We start from the raw sequence: 16,309 nt of genomic DNA, 5'->3' as shown, positions 1-16,309 counted from the left end.
CGAAGGGGACGCGATGATCGAGTTGCAGGGCGTGCAGCGCCACTACGCCATGAGTGGACAGACCGTGCGTGCGCTGGCGGGCGTGGACCTGCACATCGGCCAGGGCGAGTTCGTCGCCATCACCGGACCCTCGGGTTCCGGCAAGTCCAGCCTGCTGAACATCCTCGGCTGCCTGGACCATCCCAATACCGGCACTTACCTGTTCGAAGGCCGCGACGTGGCCACCTTCGACGACGAGGCCAGCAGCGACCTGCGCAACCGGCGCATCGGTTTCGTGTTCCAGAGCTTCCACCTGCTGCCACGGCTGAGCGTGCTGGAGAACGTCATGCTGCCGTTGCGCTTCCACCGCCAGCCGCCACCCGGCACGCAGGAGCGCGCCCTGGCGCTGCTGGATCGCGTCGGCCTGGCCGAACGCCGCGACCACCGCCCCAGCGAACTGTCCGGCGGCCAGATGCAGCGCGCCGCCATCGCCCGGGCACTGCTGCTGCAACCGGCCCTGCTGCTGGCCGACGAACCCACCGGCAACCTGGATTCGAAGAGCGCGGCCGACGTTCTGGCGCTGATCGATGAAGTGCATGCCGGTGGCCAGACCGTGGTGCTGGTCACCCACGACAACGACATTGCCGCGCGCGCGCCGCGCCAGGTCAAGCTGCGGGACGGCAAGGTGGAATCCGATGCGCTCCAGTAAGACGCTGTGGGCCGCGATGGCCCTGGCCGCCGCCCTGCCCGCGCAGGCCGTGGTGCTGACGGGCGAGGTCCGCGCGATCGATGCGCAGCAGGTCCTCACTCCGCAGTCCAACACCTCGCCGGTGGTGATCCGTTACTACGTGCCCGAAGGCGAACGGGTGAAGAAGGGCGACGTGGTCCTGCGGATCGACCCCGGCCAGTCCGCCAGCCGCATTCCCGAACTGGAGGCGCAGATCGAACAGGGTCGCGCCAAGGACGCGAAGGAGATCGCCGAGCTGGAGGTCAAGGCGGTGGAGGCCGAGATGTCGCTGGTCGATGCCGAAGCCGAACTGGCCACCGCCAAGCTCGATGCCACCATCCCGCCGGACCTGATCTCCGCGCTGGACTACGACCGCCACCAGGGCGAACTGGACCGTGCCACGCGCGAGGTCACGCTGAAGCGCAAGGACCTGGAGGCCGCGCGCGCGGCGGTGCAGCGGCGCATCCACGATGGCCGGCTGCAGATCGACAAGCTGGTGCTGCAGCGCGACTACCACACCGCCCTGGTGCGTACCTCGGAAGTGGTCGCCGACCGCGACGGCATCGTCGTGCATGGCTTCAACAACAACTGGATCGGCGGGCGCATCGACGAGGGTTCTTCGACCATGCCGGGCAGCAAGGCCGGCGAAGTGGTCGGCAGCGGGCGCATGAACGTACGCGCGTGGGCGCTGGAGCCGGACCGGCGCGGGCTGGCGGTGGGCCAGTCGGTGGAACTGACGTTCGACGCCCTGCCCGGCCGCAAGGTCAAAGGCCGCATCGACTTCATCTCCGGCGCACCGGACCGGCGTCCGGAATGGGGCGAGGGCCGTTACTTCACCCTCGACATCACGCCGGAAGCGAACACGCTGACGCTGATGCCGGGCATGAGCGTGCGCGTCATCGCCCGCCCGCCCACGACCGCCGGCAGGGAGCGCGCCCCATGAATGCCCTTCATCGCACCGCCTTCGTCCTCGTCCTCGCGTGCGCAGGCTCGGCCGCACAGGCAGGCACCCTGCGCGTGGACGGCGAGGTGTACGCGCAGCGCAGCGCGCAGTTGTTGCCGCCCTCGGTGGACCGCATGTGGCAGTTCAACCTCACCCAGCTCGCGCCGGACGGCAGCACGGTGAAGAAGGGCGACATCGTGGTCGCCTTCGATACCAACGACCTGGTCCGCCAGCTGGCCGAGAAACAGAGCCTGCTGCAGGAGAAGAAGCGCGAGCTGGAGAACCTGTCGCTGGACGTCGCCGAACGCGACCGCAGCCAGCGCCTGGCCACAGCCGAAGCCGACGCCGAACGCGACAAGGCCGGCCGCAAGACCGAACAGCCGCGCGAACTGATCGCGGCGCTGGAGTACGACAAGCTGGTGGAGGACCGTCGCCGCACCGAACGCCGTGCCGCGCTTGCGCAGGTGGCCGAACGCGCCGCCGCCGAGCAGCGCCGCCAGGAACTGCGTCTGGTCAACGCCGAGCTGCAGCAGGCGCAGGCGGACGTGACCCGCCTGCAAACGTCCATCGCCGCGCTCAACCTGCCGGCGCCGCGCGACGGCGTGATCATGCACAAGAGCAACTGGAACGGCGAGAAGTTCGATGTCGGTTCGCAGGTGTGGCGCGGCCAGACCGTGGCCGAGATCCCCGATCCGGCCACGCTGGCCGTCCGCGCCCAGTTACCCGAGCGCGATCTGCAGCGGGTGAAGGTCGGGGCGGCCGCGCGCATCGTGATCGAAGGGGGTGGCGGCAGCGTGCACCACGGTAAGGTCGCCAGCGTCGGCCGCGCGGTGCGCAGCAAGTCCCAGGTCCAGCCCGTCCCGGTGCTGGATCTGGACATCCGCCTGGACGATGCGAAAGCGAAGCTGCGCCCGGGCCAGGCCGTCCGCGTGGAACTCGCCGTGCCCGACATCGCCGGAGCCGCGAAATGATCCGCAACGCGCGCTCCCTGACGGTGTTGGTGCTGGTCGCCGCCCTGGCGGCCTGCGGCGACGCCGACGTCCCCGTCGCCAGCGAGACCGTCGCTCGGGGGCCGTTGACGCTCGTCGTCCGCGGCGAAGGCGAACTGCGCTCGGCCAAGCCGACGCCGCTGACGGTGCCCGGCAAGAACTGGGCGCAACGCCAGGTCGAATGGATGGTGCCAGAAGGCAGTCTGGTCAAGAAGGGCGAGTTGCTGGCGCGCTTCATCTCGCCGGAAGGCGAACAGCAGCTGGCCCAGGCGATGATCGACCTGCAACGCAACGCACTGGCCCGCGCGGCGAAGGAAAGCGGGCTGGTCTCCACGCAGGGCCGCGTGGAAGTCGACCTGTCGCAGGTCGCTGTGCAGCTCGGCATCGCCCAGCGCTATGCCGATGCCGACCTCAGCACGGTCGCGCGCAACCAGGTGCTGGACGCGGTGGAAGACAAGGAGTACCTGCAGGTGCGGCAGGGCGTGCTGCAATGGCAGCGCGACCATTCCGGCGTACGCGGCGGTGCGGAGCTCGCCGTGCTGGATGCCCAGCGCGCCACGTTCGACATGAATGCGCAGACCCGAAAGGCCGACCTGGATGCGCTGGAACTGCGCGCGCCGAACGACGGCGTGTTGCTGCTGGCGACGAACTGGTCCGGCGACAAGCCGATGGTCGGCGCCAACCTCCGCGCGGGCTTCGAGTTCGGCAGCCTGCCCGACACCTCGACGATGGAGGTGGAGATCGACCTGCCGCAGATCGAGGCGCAGGGCGTGCAGGCCGGTGCCGCCGTGGTGCTGCACCCGCTCGGCCGGCCCGACCAGCGCATCGACAGCGCACTGTCGTGGGTGGCGAGCGCCGCCAAGGTGCGCAACCGCGAGAGCCCGGTGAAATTCCTCTCCATGCGCGCGCCGATCCCGGCGCAGGCGATCGAGCGTTTCCGCCTGATCCCGGGGCAGCGGTTCGCCGCCTCGGTGGTGCTGCTCGACGCGAAGGACGCGATCGGCGTCCCCAACGTGGCCATCGAGCAGCGCGACGATCGCCACTGGGTCCAGGTGAAGCAGGGCGGCGACTACGTCGCGCGCGAAGTGACCCTGGGCGTACGCGGCACCGCGCGCTCGCAGGTGATGAAAGGCCTGCAGCCCGGCGATCTGGTGCGACTGTCGCAGGCCGACGTGCCCGCGCCAGGCGACAAGGACGACGACAAGGACGCGGCGGACGGTGACGGATCGCGCGATGCGGACAACACCGGCGACGCGCAGGAGAAGCAGGCATGACCCGACTGTTCAACCGCCTGCCCACGGTCTGGCGCGAGGCGGTGGAGGAGTTGTGGCGGCGGCGACTGCGCACGCTGCTGACGCTGCTCGGCATGATCTTCGGCGTGGGCGCCATCGTGGCCATGCAGGCCGTCGGCGAAGGCAGCCGGCGCGAGGCGCTGCGCCTGGTCGAAGGCCTGGGCCTGCACAACCTGATCGCCGAGGCCAAGTCCCAGGACGAGGACACCTTGAAGGAAACGCGCGAACGCAGCCTGGGGCTGACCGTCGCCGATGCGGATGCGGCGCTCAGCGTCGTGCCCGGCGCCGAGCGCCACGCCGCCGAGAAGGAAGTGCGCACGCATACGGTGTTCAGCGACACCGGGCGCAGCGATGCCCAGGCCAGCGGCGTGAGTGCGAACTGGTTCGGCCTCTCGTCCCTGAATGTCGCCCGGGGCCGCGCCTTCGATGCCGACGACGAGACCGCGCTGGCCGCTGTCGCGGTGCTCGGCCACCAAGCCGCTGCCGATCTGTTCCCGAACGGCGATGCGGTGGGCGGTCTGATCAAGGTCAATCACGTGTGGCTCGAAGTGATCGGCGTGCTGGCCGACCGCGACCTCGGCCAGGACGATTTCGAGGGCGTGCAGCTGGGCTCGGAGAGCAACCGCATCTACGTGCCGCTGGCGAGCACGCGGGCGCGCTTCCGCTTCCAGCCGCAGGAAGACGAGGTCGACCGCTTCCTGCTGCGCCTGGACGATCCGCAGCGGCTGGCGGCCGGTGCCGGTGTGCTGGCCGCGGTGCTGGACCAGCGCCATGCCGGCATGGCGGACTATCAGTTGATCGTGCCGCAGCAGTTGTTCCAGCAGCACCAGCAGACCCAGCGCATCTTCCAGGTCGTGATGGGCGCGATCGCCGGCGTTAGCCTGCTGGTCGGTGGCATCGGCATCATGAACATCATGTTGGCCAACGTGCTCGAGCGCCGTCGCGAGATCGGCCTGCTGCGCGCGCTCGGTGCGCGTCGCCGCGACGTGATCGCGCAGTTCCTGCGCGAAGCCACCGTCATCTGCATCTCCGGGGCGGTGCTGGGGTTGCTGTTCGGCGGCGTGCTCGCCTACCTGATCGCCACGTTCGCGGGCTGGCAGGTCGCGTGGGCGCCGCTGCCGATCCTGCTGTCGGCGGGCTTCTGCGCCGTGGTCGGCCTCGGCTTCGGCGTATATCCCGCGCGCCAGGCCGCGCAGCTGGACCCGATCGCGGCACTGCGTCACGACTGAGCGAAATGCGGCGTCAGGATGCGGACGCCGCAACAATGCGTTGTGTCTCTTTCAGAACAACGACCATGGGTATCGCCTGCGGCTCCACCCGTCCTGTGTGCCCCGCGCACGCCTGAAGCATGCGGCGCCCCACCGGGGACGCCGCACATCAGGAAATGGAACAGGCGTCGGTGCATCCGACGCCCACGCAGGTCACTTGCCGCCGTGGGGCGGCGGTGCTTCTGCCAGCGTTCCGGTGCTGTAGTGCCCGCCCGAAGCCGCACAATCGATGTCACGCGCGGGCGTCCACTTGACGGCGGTGCCGGTCACCACCGGCCTGACGAGCCGCCAGGGCCAGAAGCCGAAGCGCTGAGAGCCGTTGTAGTGGATCACGGCATCGGCACCCGCCGCCTTGGCATCGGCGATGACCATGGGAAGAATATCGTTGACGCTTCCGTAGCTGCCCTTCCCGTACTTCAGCTTCCTCACCGTGGTGTAGGAGAACTCTGCCGGTGGCGTGGCGGTAAAAAGACAGATGCCGCCCTCTTCGGCTTTCTGCTCAGGTGCTGGCGCCGTCTCCTGGGCGCTGCAGAGTTGCGAGGCGCAGACGAGCGCGATGCCCGTCATCCGTTTGGCAAACATGGCTGGACCCCTGTTGGTGTTGGTGCTTTGCTGGATGGCACAACAGGCATCGTCCCCTGATGCCTGATCGCGTCGACACGAGTGTACGGTCAGGACCGTGGGAAAGGTGCAACCGAAGGCGGTCAGCGCGCGACAGGAACCGACGCGCCTGTCAGCAGCGCGCGGTATTCGGGGTTGTCGGGCAACCAGCCCGCGGGCGGTTCGGTGGCGATGCCGTTGAGTTGCAGCTGGTAGCGCATCGCGGCGAGCTCGCCGTCGCGGAACATGCGCTCCATGTGATCCACCGGCAGACGTCGCGCGTTTGCAGGAAGCAGGTACTGCCGAAGTCCGGCTTCGTAGATCCAGGCGAAGCGACGCAGGCGCTCGCGTGCCGCCGCCCGTTCGTCTTCGCCGTCGGCCCATTCGACCAGGCGAGGCAGGGCGAAGCTGGGGCCTATAAGCGTCGATCCATCAGCCGCCAGCAACGCGTAGATCTGTTTGCACACGCGACGAGCCTCCGCAGGCACCCGTCCGACGCGGGCCGTGCAACGCTGTTGGAGGGGTTGCAGGGCGGGCAACGCGATCGCCACGTTGAGGGCCATCACCACGACGTCCCCCAAGTCCTTCGACGTGGCGCTGCGCCCCAGCCCAAGGTCCTCTCCCATCGCCGCCGCAAGCGTGGGGTCCAGTTCGGGTGAGGGACTCGCGTGCAGGACGGACGCCATCAGCGCGCCGACTTCATTGATCCTGGAACGATAGTGCGATGCGCGCCCAGCGGACTGCCAGTAAGCCTCCGCAGCCACCGCATCCTTGCGCTCGACGGCGTCCTGATAAGCGAGGAGCAGCGTCTCGGCGTTGCCAGGATCGCCGGCGATCACGCGTGCGAGCAGCCGCTGGCGATCGCAGGCCGCGCCCGAGGTCGCGCACGCATCGAGCAGCACCCAGTCCACGAGAGGATCGTCGCCCCGCGCGTCGTCGTACGCCGCCTGTATCCATGCGCGAGCCTGTGGCCTCGAGAGCGAGCCACGCGCCGCAAGGGTGGCTTCGTCGGTCTCCATCGGCCACAGCCAGCCCGCGGCCAGCAGGTCACGCGGCGTGCCGCGCGCAGCGACGGCGCGCAGGTGGTCTTCGACATTCGCGCGCCACGCCCTGTGCCACGCTTCGGCTGCACGCGCGAGCCGCGGGTCGGATTCGATCCGGCCGGGAGGCACCGGGCGTGGACCCTCTTGTGCCATCGCCGACGATGAAACCCACATCGTGGCCATTACCGCCAACCACACGCTCATCTTTCCAGCCTTGCGCATGCCCTACTCCTTTAGGGAGACGAGCACGCACGTTCGCACGCGGCATGTATCACATTCAAGCGAATGCGGCCGTCGTTAGGCGATCGCGTCAGCGCGTCGTGTGGATCTCCACCGCCGTCCCGCTTACCCGCACGCCCGCATCCACATCGACCGGCACCTCCACCTGGAGCAGGCTGGGCCGACCGATGTCGTGGCCTTGGAGGATGCGGAAGCGGCGGGTCGGCGGCAGTTCGCCCTGCGTGGCGAGGTAGGCACCCAACGCGGCCGCGGCCGCGCCGGTGGCAGGATCTTCCACCACGCCGCCGGGCGGGAATGGATTGCGCGCGTGCAGCGTGTGCGCATCTTCGCGCCAGACCAGGTTCACCGTGGTCCAGCCGCGCGCCGCCATCAGCGCCGACAGCGCATCGAAGTCGTAGTGCAGGTCCGCCAGGCGCGCGCGCGATGCGGCCGCGATGACCGGATGCCACGCACCTGCATAGGCGACGGCCGGCGCGAGTGCGGTGTCGAGCTCGTCGCGAGACCAGCCCAGGATCGCCAGCAGGCGATCGAGATCCGCGGCATCCAGGACGGCGACGCGCGGCGCCACGCTCGTCAACGTGGCCGCGAACGTTTCATCGATCGTGACGCTCACGCGGCCGACCTGCGTGTGCAGGACCACATCGCCCGGTCCGTGTTCGCGTGCGTAGGCGACCATCGCCGCGATCGTCGCGTGTCCGCAGAAGCTCACCTCCGCCAGCGGGCTGAAGTAGCGCACATCGAGTTCGCCGTCCGCGCGCGGCAACAGGAAGGCGGTTTCCGAATAACCGAGGTCGGCGGCGATGCGCTGCATGGCGTCGTCGGACAGGCCGCGCGCATCCAGCACCACGCCCGCAGGATTGCCGCCCTGCGGATCGGTGGTGAACGCGCTGTAGCGCAGGATCGCGGCGGTCATGGCGTTTCTCCGGAGAGGGCGGGGGCCGGACGCGCATCCAGCCGCACGACCAGATGGCGCAAGAAGAGCTGCGTCAGCGGCCCCACGCCGAAGGCGAACACCAGCGTGCCCACGCCGACCACGCCACCGAGCAGCACGCCGATGACCAGCACGGTCACTTCGATCAGCGTACGGATGCTGCGGATCGACCAACCGGTGCGGCGCGCGAGTCCCGTCATCAGGCCATCGCGCGGGCCCGGGCCCAGCTGCGCGCCGATGTACATGGCGGTGGCGATCGCGCACAGCACCACGCCCGCCAGCAGGTAGGCGCAGCGCAGCGGCAGTCCCTCGGGCGTCGGCAGGAGGGCCAGGTTGAGATCGGCGAACGGCCCCAGCAGCAGCGTGTTCGCCACCGTGCCCAGGCCCGGCATCTGCCGCAGCGGGATCCAGGCCAGCAGCACGGCCACCGCGGTCAGGATCATGACCATGCCGAACGACACCGGCACGTGATGCGAGACGCCCAGGTGGAACACATCCCACGGCGATGCACCGACCGCGCCTTCGATCATCAGGGCGATGGCCAGTCCGTAAAGCCAGAGCCCGACCAGCAGGCGCAGCAGGCGTTCGGGAAGACGGCCGGCCCGGAGCTGGGCGAGCGGACCGAGGTGGGTCAGGGCGGGGGCGGGCGGCGGGTTCATGGGGCCACCTTCCCTCAAATTGGCTCTTTTCGATAGAGCCAATCATGCGATAGTGGCCACATGAACCGCTCATTGGCTCCTGATCGCCTCGCCACGCTGGTCGGCGACTTCCCGCGCACGCCGGCCTACCGTGGCCTGCGCCAGGCCCTGCAGGAACTCATCGGCGACGGTCGCATCCCGTTGGGCACCCGCCTGCCGAGCGAACGCGCCGTCACCGAAGTACTGGGGGTGTCGCGCAACACGGTCACCCGGGCGTATGCCGACCTGGTCGCCGCCGGTTTCGCCACTGCGCGGCAGGGCGCCGGCACGTATGCCTCCGTGCCACTTGACCGCCGACGCGCACACGACCATGCGCTGCACGCCGTCGGCACGGCGCAATCGACCGAAGGTGCGATCGACCTCAACTGCGCCGCCGGTGCCGCCACACCCGGCGTCGCCGCGGCCTATGCGCGTGCGCTGGAAGCATTGCCCGCCTACCTCGCCAGCGATGGCTACCTGCCCTCCGGCCTGCCCGCGCTGCGCGCGCGGATCGCACAGTCCTATGCGGAGCGCGGCCTGCCGACGACGCCGGAGCAGATCGTGGTCACCTCGGGCGCGCTGTCGGCCATCGGAATCATCGCCCGCACGCTGTCGCGTCCCGGCGACGGGCTGATGATCGAGTCGCCGGTGTATTCGAACGCGATCGAGGCCCTGCGCCTCGGCGGCGGACGCCTCGTGCCCGCGCCGATGGCCGATCCGCTCGGCGACGAAGGCTGGGACCTGGCGGCGATCGAGGCCACGTTGCGGCAGACGTCGCCGCGCGCGGCGTACCTGATCCCCGACTTCCAGAATCCCACCGGCTTCCTGATGGACGAAGCGCAGCGCGAACACTATGCGGCGACGCTGCGGGCGACGCGCACCCTCGCCATCGTCGACGAGTCGCTGCAGGCGACCTGCCTGTCGGGCGCGCCGATGCCGGCGCCCTTCGCCGCGCATGCCCACGACGCCTTCACCATCGGCAGCGCTTCGAAGCTGTGCTGGGGCGGCCTGCGCGTCGGCTGGATCCGCGCGCCGCGCGAGGCCGTCGACCGCCTCATCGCCACGCGCGTGCAGATGGACCTGGGCAGCTCGCTGTTCGACCAGCTCGTCGTCACCGAGATGCTCGCTGACGGCGGCATCCTCGCCACGCGCCGGGAACAGCTGCGGCTGCGCCGCGACGCGCTCGCGGGTGCGCTGCGCGAACATCTGCCCACGTGGCAGTTCCGCCTGCCCGAGGGAGGCCTGTCGCTGTGGGCGCGCATGCCCCGGGGCAGCGCCACGCAACTCGCGGCGGACGTGGAGCGCAAAGGCGTGTATCTCGCGCCGGGCCCGGTGTTCAGCGTGGAAGGCGGCGCCGACCAGTGGCTGCGTTTGCCCTACGCCAAGCCCGAGGATGTCCTGGTGCAGGCGGTACGTGCCATGGCCGACACCTGGCATGCGCAGCCGCGGGAAGGCGTGCATCGTCGCGAAGGCACGACGCGCCTGATCGCGTGATGCGCCGGCCGCGCTAGCCGCTGTCGTCGCGCTTCGCGACGCGGCGCTCCAGCCACGCCAGTACGAACAGCACGGCGAACGTCAGCAGCGTGGCCAGCAGAGCCAGCCAGCCGTGCCCGAAGCCGACGGCCACGCCGATGACCGCCACCATCAGCAGCGATGCGGCCGTCGTGATGCCGGCGACCACCCGCCCCCGGTGGGCGATCATGGTGCCCGCACCGATGAACGCCACGCCGGCGATGACCGCTTCGACCAGCCGGAACGGATCGATCTGCACGCGGCCGTCGTCGTCGTGCTGGGCCTGCGCCAGCATCATGTCGCCCATGCCGGTGAGCATCGCCGCCGCACCGGCGACCAGCGTATGGGTACGGAAGCCGGCCGGCCGGTCCTTCATCTCACGCTCGAGGCCGATGGCACCGCCGAGCAGCATGGCGAATGCGATCCGGCCGACCACCGGCGCCTGTACTTCCCATCCATCGAACATGGCGTGATCCTCCTGCCCGGATGGTTCCATCGGCAGGGTCAACGCGATGCGAATGCCCGCAGGCGGCGCCTCAGGCCAGCCGCCCGACCACCCACGCCCACATCGGCAGCGTCGCCAGCGACAGCAGGATGCCGTAGCCCACCATCGCCGCCGCCAGACGCGGCGCCAGCTGGTGGGAGATCGCCAGCGCGGCCGCGGTGATCATCGGCGGCATGGCCGATTCCAGCACGTTCGCCTGCAGCATCTCGCCGGACATGCCGAACGCGAACGACAGCGGCAGCGCCAGGGCGGGCATCACCAGCAGACGCAGCAACAGGCCGACGGCCAGCGGCTTCACCTCGTCGCGCGGCAGCTTCAACTGGATGGTCAGGCCGACCGCCAGCATCACCAGCGGCAGCATCGCATCGGCCAGGTTCTTCAACGCGGCGCCGATCCACGCCGGCGGCCGCTCCGGCATCAGCGTCAACGCGAACAGCAGCGCCCACACCGGCGGGAACCTGACGATGCGGAGCAGCATCTCGCGGGTGGTCGGCGGCGTGTCGCCGCCGTAGCGCGCGAGCACGTACAGGCCGAACGTGGAGAGCAGCACGAACGTTCCGAACTGGTCGTACACGACGGCGTAGGGCAGCGCGTGTTCGCCCAGCAGTGCGCGTACCATCGGGTAGCCGATGAAGCTGCTGTTGCACAGCGCCACGCACAACAGCAGCACCGCATGCTCGTCGCGCCGGAAACCGAACACGCGCGTCGCCAGCGCGACCAGTGCCACCGTGGCGACCGTCAGTACCCACGGGGTCGCCACCACCCCCAGCAACGACGCGTCCACATGCAGCCGCGGCACGTAGATCAGCACCGCGGCAGGCAGACAGACGTACAGGACCACGCGGTTGAGCACGTCGGCGGCGTTCCCGGGGAACGCGCGCAGGCGCGCGAACACCATGCCGAGGGCCAGCATGGTCAGGATCAGGGCGAAGGCATCGAATGCCATGGTGGAACGGAGGACGGCGCGGGACGGGCAGGATCGCATACCGGAATGCGCCGCGCTGCCGGACCATCGTCGTACGGCATAGATGCCGTCATTCCTTGCTCGACACTCCGGCGCGTACGCCGGAATGACGGCGGTCATGCACACAGGGCTTATCATGGCGGCATGACGAAGCCCGCTTTCCCCGCCGCGTCCGGCCCGATCACCCTCGACGGCCCCGAAGGGCCGCTGGAAGCCCACGTCGACTGGCCCGAGGAAGGCGAGCCGCTCGCGCCGATCACCGCGGTGGTCTGCCACCCGCTGCCCACCGAGGGCGGCACCATGCACAACAAGGTCGTGGTGATGGCCGCGCGCAGCCTGCGCGAACTCGGTGCGGTGACGGTGCGCTTCAACTTCCGCGGCACCGGTGCGTCGGCCGGCCTGTTCGATCAGGGCGACGGCGAAGCGGAGGATCTGCGCGCGGTGGTGGCGTGGGTGCGCGAACAGCGACCGGGCACGCAGCTGTGGCTGGCCGGTTTCAGCTTCGGCGCCTACGTGTCGCTGCGTGCAAGCGACAGCCTGCAGCCGGATGCGCTGGTCTCGATCGCACCGCCCGCCGGCCGCTGGGATTTCGCCGCGATCACCCCGCCCACCTGCCCGTGGCTGGTCATCCAGGGCGAGGAAGACGAGATCGTCGAGCCGCAGGCCGTGTACGACTGGATCGACACGCTGAAGCAGCCGCCGGAGCTGATCCGCATGCCGGAAACCAGCCATTTCTTCCACCGCAAGCTGATGGACCTGCGCGGCGCCATCAAGCACGCGATGAAAGCCTACGTGCCGGCGTGATGGCGGACGATCACGAGAAGACGGCCCTGACGCCGTCGCAGGTCTACGCGCGCGGCGCCGCGCAGGGCCAGTGGCAGGACGATCCGGCGCAACATCCCGCCTTGGCGGAGCTGGACCGCATCCACACTGCGCTGCTCGCCGATGACGGCACGCCGGGCCTGTTCGGTCGTCTGTTCGGCAAGGCGCCGGAGACGGTGAAGGGCCTGTACTACTGGGGCGAAGTGGGTCGCGGCAAGACGTTCCTGGTCGACCTGTTCTACGACAGCCTGCCGCTGCCGACGTATTCGGTCTCGCAGAACAAGGCGCATGGCGAGGGCGGCGGCAAATACCGCACGCACTTCCACCGCTTCATGCGTGGCGTGCACGAACGCCTGCGCCTGCACACGGGCGAGAGCGACCCGCTGGCGAAGATCGTGCGCGAGGTGCGCGGCAAGCTGCGCGTGCTGGTGCTGGACGAGTTCTTCGTCACCGACATCGGCGATGCGATGCTGCTGGCGCGCCTGCTGGAGCGCATGTTCGCCGAGGGCATCACCCTGGTGACGACCTCCAACACCGCGCCGCAGAACCTCTACAAGGATGGCCTGCAGCGCGCGGGCTTCCTGCCGGCGATCGAGCTGCTGCAACAGCACTGCGTCGTGCTGCGCTCGGACGGGCAGGAGGATTACCGCCTGCGCGCGCTGACACGTTCGCCGGTCTACCGCACGCCATTGGACGGCGAATCCGACGCCTGGCTGGCCTCGCGCTGGCGCGAGCTGACCGGCGGTGAAGCGGCACATGCCGGCAACATCGAGATCGACAGCCGCAAGATCCCGGTGCGCGGACGCGGCAAGAGCATCGCCTGGTTCGATTTCGCCGCCCTGTGCGAAGGCCCGCGCGGCACGACGGACTACATCGAGATCGCGCACGAGTTCAACACCGTGCTGCTGGGCGGCATCCCGGCGTTCGATGCCTTGAACGAGGACGCCGCGCGCCGGTTCGTCAACCTGATCGACGAGCTGTACGACCGCCACGTCAACCTGGTCTGCACCGCCGCCGCCGCGCCGACGGCGTTGTACGCCGGCACCCGGCTGCAGGGCGCGTTCGAACGCACGGCCTCGCGCCTGATCGAGATGCAGAGCGCCGAGTACCTCGCCACGCCGCACAAGGCCTGAGTCGATGGACGCCGTGCCTGCCGCGATCGCCGAGGCCCTGCGCCGGGCGACCGACACCGGCGGCCACATCTGCGTGCTGACCGGCGCCGGAATGTCCGCCGAGAGCGGCATCCCGACCTTCCGCGGCACGCACGACAGCCTGTGGTCGCGCTTCGACCCGATGCGGCTGGCGACGGCCGAGGCCTGGCGCGAGGATCCTGCGCTGGTCTGGGGCTGGTACCGCTGGCGCATGCAATTAGTGCGCGATGCGCAGCCGAACGCCGGTCACCGCGCGTTGGCGACGCTGGCGCAGCGCGTGCCGCTGTCGCTGGTCACCCAGAACGTGGACGACCTGCACGAGCGCGCCGGCAGCCTCGTCGATGCGCATGTGCATGGCAGCCTGTTCGCGTTGCGCTGTTTCGCGTGCGGCCGCGCGCACGCAGGTTCGCTCGACGACTATGTGGGTGGCATGCAGCGGGTCGAGCCGATGCGCTGCGCCGCATGCGGGGATCGCATCCGTCCGGGCGTGGTGTGGTTCGGCGAAGCCTTGCCGGACGATGCGTGGAGCGCGGCCACCGATGCGGCGATGCGCTGCACGCTGATGCTGGTCGTGGGTACGTCGGGGCTTGTTTACCCCGCCGCCGGACTGCCCGCATTGGCCCGCCGCCACGGCGCCACGGTGGTGGAAATCAACCCGGAGCCTACCGCGCTGTCCGCGGAGGTCGACCATGTATGGCGCGCGACGGCGGCGCATGGGTTGCCGCGGTTCCTGGGCTGATCCGCACGCACCGGCTTCACGCGCGGCTTGCCAGACTCGCGACGTCCGACGAGGAGACGCCATGAAGCCGATCACCCAGGTTCCGCTCTACGCGGCACTCGCCGTTGCAGTGCTGGCCGGCTGCCAGCGCGCGCCCGACGAGCAGGACGTCGACGCCGCCACGCAGGCCGCGGCCGAGATCGCCGATCCTGCGCCCCCCGTGACCGGTCGCGAAGCGCCGCAGTTCCAGTTTTCGGATGACGAGATCGGTCTCGCGCTTTTGCCCACACCGGGCTTTACCCTACGCCGCGACTTCACCCGCGACTATCTCTCTGCAGACGCGTGGAAGGCATTCGCCGCGCCTGACATGCGCGGCGAACCGCTGGTCGCGCTGGTCCTGGACGGTTCGGACAAGATCACGGCCGCCGAACTCCGCATCGGCACCAGCACCGACAGCCACGCCGTCGTCACCTGCCTGGATCCGCCAGAAGGCGCGACCACCGAACCGCCCGATGAGGTGCGCATCGACGGCCAGGCGTTCCATCATTTCCGTGCCGGCGATGCGGCGATGAGCCACTACCAGTCGGTCGACGCGTACCGCCATGTGCGCAACGAACGCTGCATCGCCATCGACCTGTTCGTCGCCGGCACGCGTCCCGAGGTCTACGACCCGCCAGCCACACCGCCGTTCGATGAAGCGACGGCGCGTGCGCGCCTGCAGGAGGCGTTGGCGGCGGTTCGGATCATCCGCTGACGGCTTTTCCATTTCCCTTCTCCCCGCGCGCGGGGAGAAGGTGCCCGGAGGGCGGATGAGGGCGCTTCTCTTCGGCGTGGATGCGTTCACCAAGCGATATCTCCGAATCGTCGAACGCGGAATGATCCTGGCGGACTTTCCTCTCCCGACTCGGTTTGCCCCTCACCCGCCTTCGGCACCCTCTCCCCGTTTCACGGGGCGAGGGAGACTTCGGCCAGGACTACTGCAACTGCTTTCGCACGAACGCGTCCACGGTGTTCGTGTAGCCGGACGGCAACCCGAGGTCGCGGTTCACGTCGCCATGCGAGAGATCCTCCGGCAGCACCTCCATCGGCACGCCCAGCGTTTTCGCCTTGTCCGCCATCGCTCGCCCCTGCGGGCATGCGTCCTTGCGGCGCGAGGAGCAGACGAACAGCATCGGCACCGCGTCGCGGGTGAGCTGGTGGTAGGGCGAGGCGGCGATCCAGTCGCTGCGGTCGCTCCCGAACGCGCGCTGGTAGATGCCGGGCAGCGGTGGCCGCTGCATCGTCTGCGGGACGTCCAGCCCGCCACTGTCCAGCGACACCACGCCGCGTGGCTGGGTCGCGCCGGCGTCGCGCCACAGCGTCGACGACGCACCGACCAACGCGATCAGGTGCGCGCCGGCCGAGTGACCCATCAGCACCACACGCGAGGCATCGCCGTTCCATTCGGGCGCGCGCTTCTGCACCGCGGCCAGCGCGCGGGCGACATCGCGCGCCTGGTCGAGCGGTGCGGTGTCCGGTCGCAGGCGGTAGTTGGTGGAGACCAGGATGTAGCCCTTCGGCAGCCAATAGGCGGCCTTGTTCTCGACCACGCCCGGGTTGTCCTTGTTGCCGTTGGCCCAGCCGCCACCGTGGACGAACAGGATGATCGGCGCGTGCTTGGGCTGCGCCGGCAGGTAGACGTCGAAGCGCTGGCGCGGATCGTCGCCGTAGGCGACATCGCGCATCGCACGCGCACCGGCCGGCAGGGCTGGCGCACGGGCGGCGGGCTGGCGCGACGCATCGCGCATCTCCTGCAGGCGCTCGCGGAAGGTCTGCGCCGCCAACGGCAGCGCAGCGAGCAGGGCGCAGGCCAACAGGCCGGTGCGGAGCCAGGGATGGGGCGTCATGGGGTCACCTCGCAGGGGACAACGCGCCGTCGGGCCACGGGTTGACGGCCTCCGGATCCGGC

The 16,309-nt window shown here is 69.7% G+C and carries 17 protein-coding genes; 10 read left to right on the top strand and 7 right to left on the bottom strand.

Features of this window, described 5'->3' with window-relative positions; genetic code table 11:
- Positions 1-13 precede the first annotated feature (13 nt).
- Genes BLT45_RS01285 through BLT45_RS01265 form a run of 5 tightly spaced genes read left to right on the top strand, consistent with a single transcriptional unit; the run spans position 14 to position 5,159 of the window.
- The gene (locus tag BLT45_RS01285) at positions 14-688 is read left to right on the top strand and encodes an ABC transporter ATP-binding protein (RefSeq protein WP_093294140.1); all 675 of its coding nucleotides are present in this window, start codon (positions 14-16) and stop codon (positions 686-688) included.
- A complete protein-coding gene (locus BLT45_RS01280) occupies positions 675-1,649 on the top strand; it encodes an HlyD family secretion protein (RefSeq protein ID WP_175455679.1) in 975 nt (324 codons plus the stop codon). The genes BLT45_RS01285 and BLT45_RS01280 overlap by 14 nt, the downstream gene beginning before the upstream one ends.
- On the top strand, positions 1,646-2,620 hold the full coding sequence (locus BLT45_RS01275; RefSeq protein WP_175455678.1) for an HlyD family secretion protein: 975 nt from the start codon (positions 1,646-1,648) through the stop codon (positions 2,618-2,620). The genes BLT45_RS01280 and BLT45_RS01275 overlap by 4 nt, the downstream gene beginning before the upstream one ends.
- Positions 2,617-3,912 carry an efflux RND transporter periplasmic adaptor subunit gene (locus BLT45_RS01270; protein ID WP_093294131.1) on the top strand — a complete coding sequence of 432 codons (1,296 nt, stop codon included), beginning with the start codon at positions 2,617-2,619 and terminating at the stop codon, positions 3,910-3,912. The genes BLT45_RS01275 and BLT45_RS01270 overlap by 4 nt, the downstream gene beginning before the upstream one ends.
- Positions 3,909-5,159, top strand: coding sequence for an ABC transporter permease (locus tag BLT45_RS01265; RefSeq protein ID WP_093294128.1), 1,251 nt, complete (start codon positions 3,909-3,911; stop codon positions 5,157-5,159). Before BLT45_RS01270 ends, BLT45_RS01265 begins: the two co-directional genes overlap by 4 nt.
- Before the next feature lie 192 nt (positions 5,160-5,351).
- On the opposite strand, the gene BLT45_RS18025 is transcribed toward BLT45_RS01265, so the two are convergent.
- The 4 genes from BLT45_RS18025 to BLT45_RS01245 all read right to left on the bottom strand — a co-directional run bounded on the left by BLT45_RS18025 (position 5,352) and on the right by BLT45_RS01245 (position 8,671).
- Positions 5,352-5,780: a hypothetical protein gene (locus BLT45_RS18025; protein WP_139187857.1), complete on the bottom strand. Its 429-nt coding sequence runs from the start codon at positions 5,778-5,780 to the stop codon at positions 5,352-5,354.
- A gap of 122 nt (positions 5,781-5,902) precedes the next feature.
- On the bottom strand, positions 5,903-7,063 hold the full coding sequence (locus tag BLT45_RS01255; protein ID WP_139187855.1) for a hypothetical protein: 1,161 nt from the start codon (positions 7,061-7,063) through the stop codon (positions 5,903-5,905).
- Positions 7,064-7,151: 88 nt separating this feature from the next.
- A complete protein-coding gene (locus BLT45_RS01250) occupies positions 7,152-7,994 on the bottom strand; it encodes a PhzF family phenazine biosynthesis protein (protein ID WP_093294120.1) in 843 nt (280 codons plus the stop codon).
- On the bottom strand, positions 7,991-8,671 hold the full coding sequence (locus BLT45_RS01245) for a membrane protein YczE (RefSeq protein ID WP_093294117.1): 681 nt from the start codon (positions 8,669-8,671) through the stop codon (positions 7,991-7,993). The genes BLT45_RS01250 and BLT45_RS01245 overlap by 4 nt, the downstream gene beginning before the upstream one ends.
- Before the next feature lie 60 nt (positions 8,672-8,731).
- Between BLT45_RS01245 and BLT45_RS01240 the strand changes: the two genes are divergently transcribed.
- The gene (locus tag BLT45_RS01240; RefSeq protein ID WP_093294114.1) at positions 8,732-10,183 is read left to right on the top strand and encodes a MocR-like transcription factor YczR; all 1,452 of its coding nucleotides are present in this window, start codon (positions 8,732-8,734) and stop codon (positions 10,181-10,183) included.
- 13 nt (positions 10,184-10,196) lie between these two features.
- Here BLT45_RS01240 and BLT45_RS01235 read toward each other — a convergent pair whose 3' ends face one another.
- Together BLT45_RS01235 and BLT45_RS01230 are read right to left on the bottom strand one after the other, a co-directional pair.
- Positions 10,197-10,667, bottom strand: coding sequence for an MgtC/SapB family protein (locus tag BLT45_RS01235; protein ID WP_093298338.1), 471 nt, complete (start codon positions 10,665-10,667; stop codon positions 10,197-10,199).
- Between the two features lie 70 nt (positions 10,668-10,737).
- Entirely contained in the window at positions 10,738-11,652 is a 915-nt protein-coding gene (locus tag BLT45_RS01230; protein WP_093294112.1) for an AEC family transporter, read from the bottom strand.
- Between the two features lie 162 nt (positions 11,653-11,814).
- Here BLT45_RS01230 and BLT45_RS01225 point away from each other — a divergent pair, with 162 nt between their 5' ends.
- The 4 genes from BLT45_RS01225 to BLT45_RS01210 all read left to right on the top strand — a co-directional run bounded on the left by BLT45_RS01225 (position 11,815) and on the right by BLT45_RS01210 (position 15,115).
- Entirely contained in the window at positions 11,815-12,474 is a 660-nt protein-coding gene (locus BLT45_RS01225) for an alpha/beta hydrolase (protein WP_093294109.1), read from the top strand.
- Positions 12,474-13,625, top strand: a complete 1,152-nt coding sequence (gene zapE, locus BLT45_RS01220; protein ID WP_093294107.1) for a cell division protein ZapE — start codon at positions 12,474-12,476, stop codon at positions 13,623-13,625. Before BLT45_RS01225 ends, zapE begins: the two co-directional genes overlap by 1 nt.
- Before the next feature lie 4 nt (positions 13,626-13,629).
- Positions 13,630-14,382 carry an SIR2 family NAD-dependent protein deacylase gene (locus BLT45_RS01215; protein WP_093294105.1) on the top strand — a complete coding sequence of 251 codons (753 nt, stop codon included), beginning with the start codon at positions 13,630-13,632 and terminating at the stop codon, positions 14,380-14,382.
- 61 nt (positions 14,383-14,443) lie between these two features.
- The gene (locus BLT45_RS01210; RefSeq protein ID WP_093294102.1) at positions 14,444-15,115 is read left to right on the top strand and encodes a hypothetical protein; all 672 of its coding nucleotides are present in this window, start codon (positions 14,444-14,446) and stop codon (positions 15,113-15,115) included.
- Between the two features lie 220 nt (positions 15,116-15,335).
- On the opposite strand, the gene BLT45_RS01205 is transcribed toward BLT45_RS01210, so the two are convergent.
- A complete protein-coding gene (locus BLT45_RS01205; protein ID WP_093294100.1) occupies positions 15,336-16,247 on the bottom strand; it encodes an alpha/beta hydrolase in 912 nt (303 codons plus the stop codon).
- Positions 16,248-16,309 lie beyond the last annotated feature (62 nt).

The organism is Pseudoxanthomonas sp. CF385 (assembly GCF_900104255.1).
Taxonomy (GTDB): domain Bacteria; phylum Pseudomonadota; class Gammaproteobacteria; order Xanthomonadales; family Xanthomonadaceae; genus Pseudoxanthomonas_A.
This window is presented reverse-complemented; position numbering and strand designations above follow the sequence as displayed.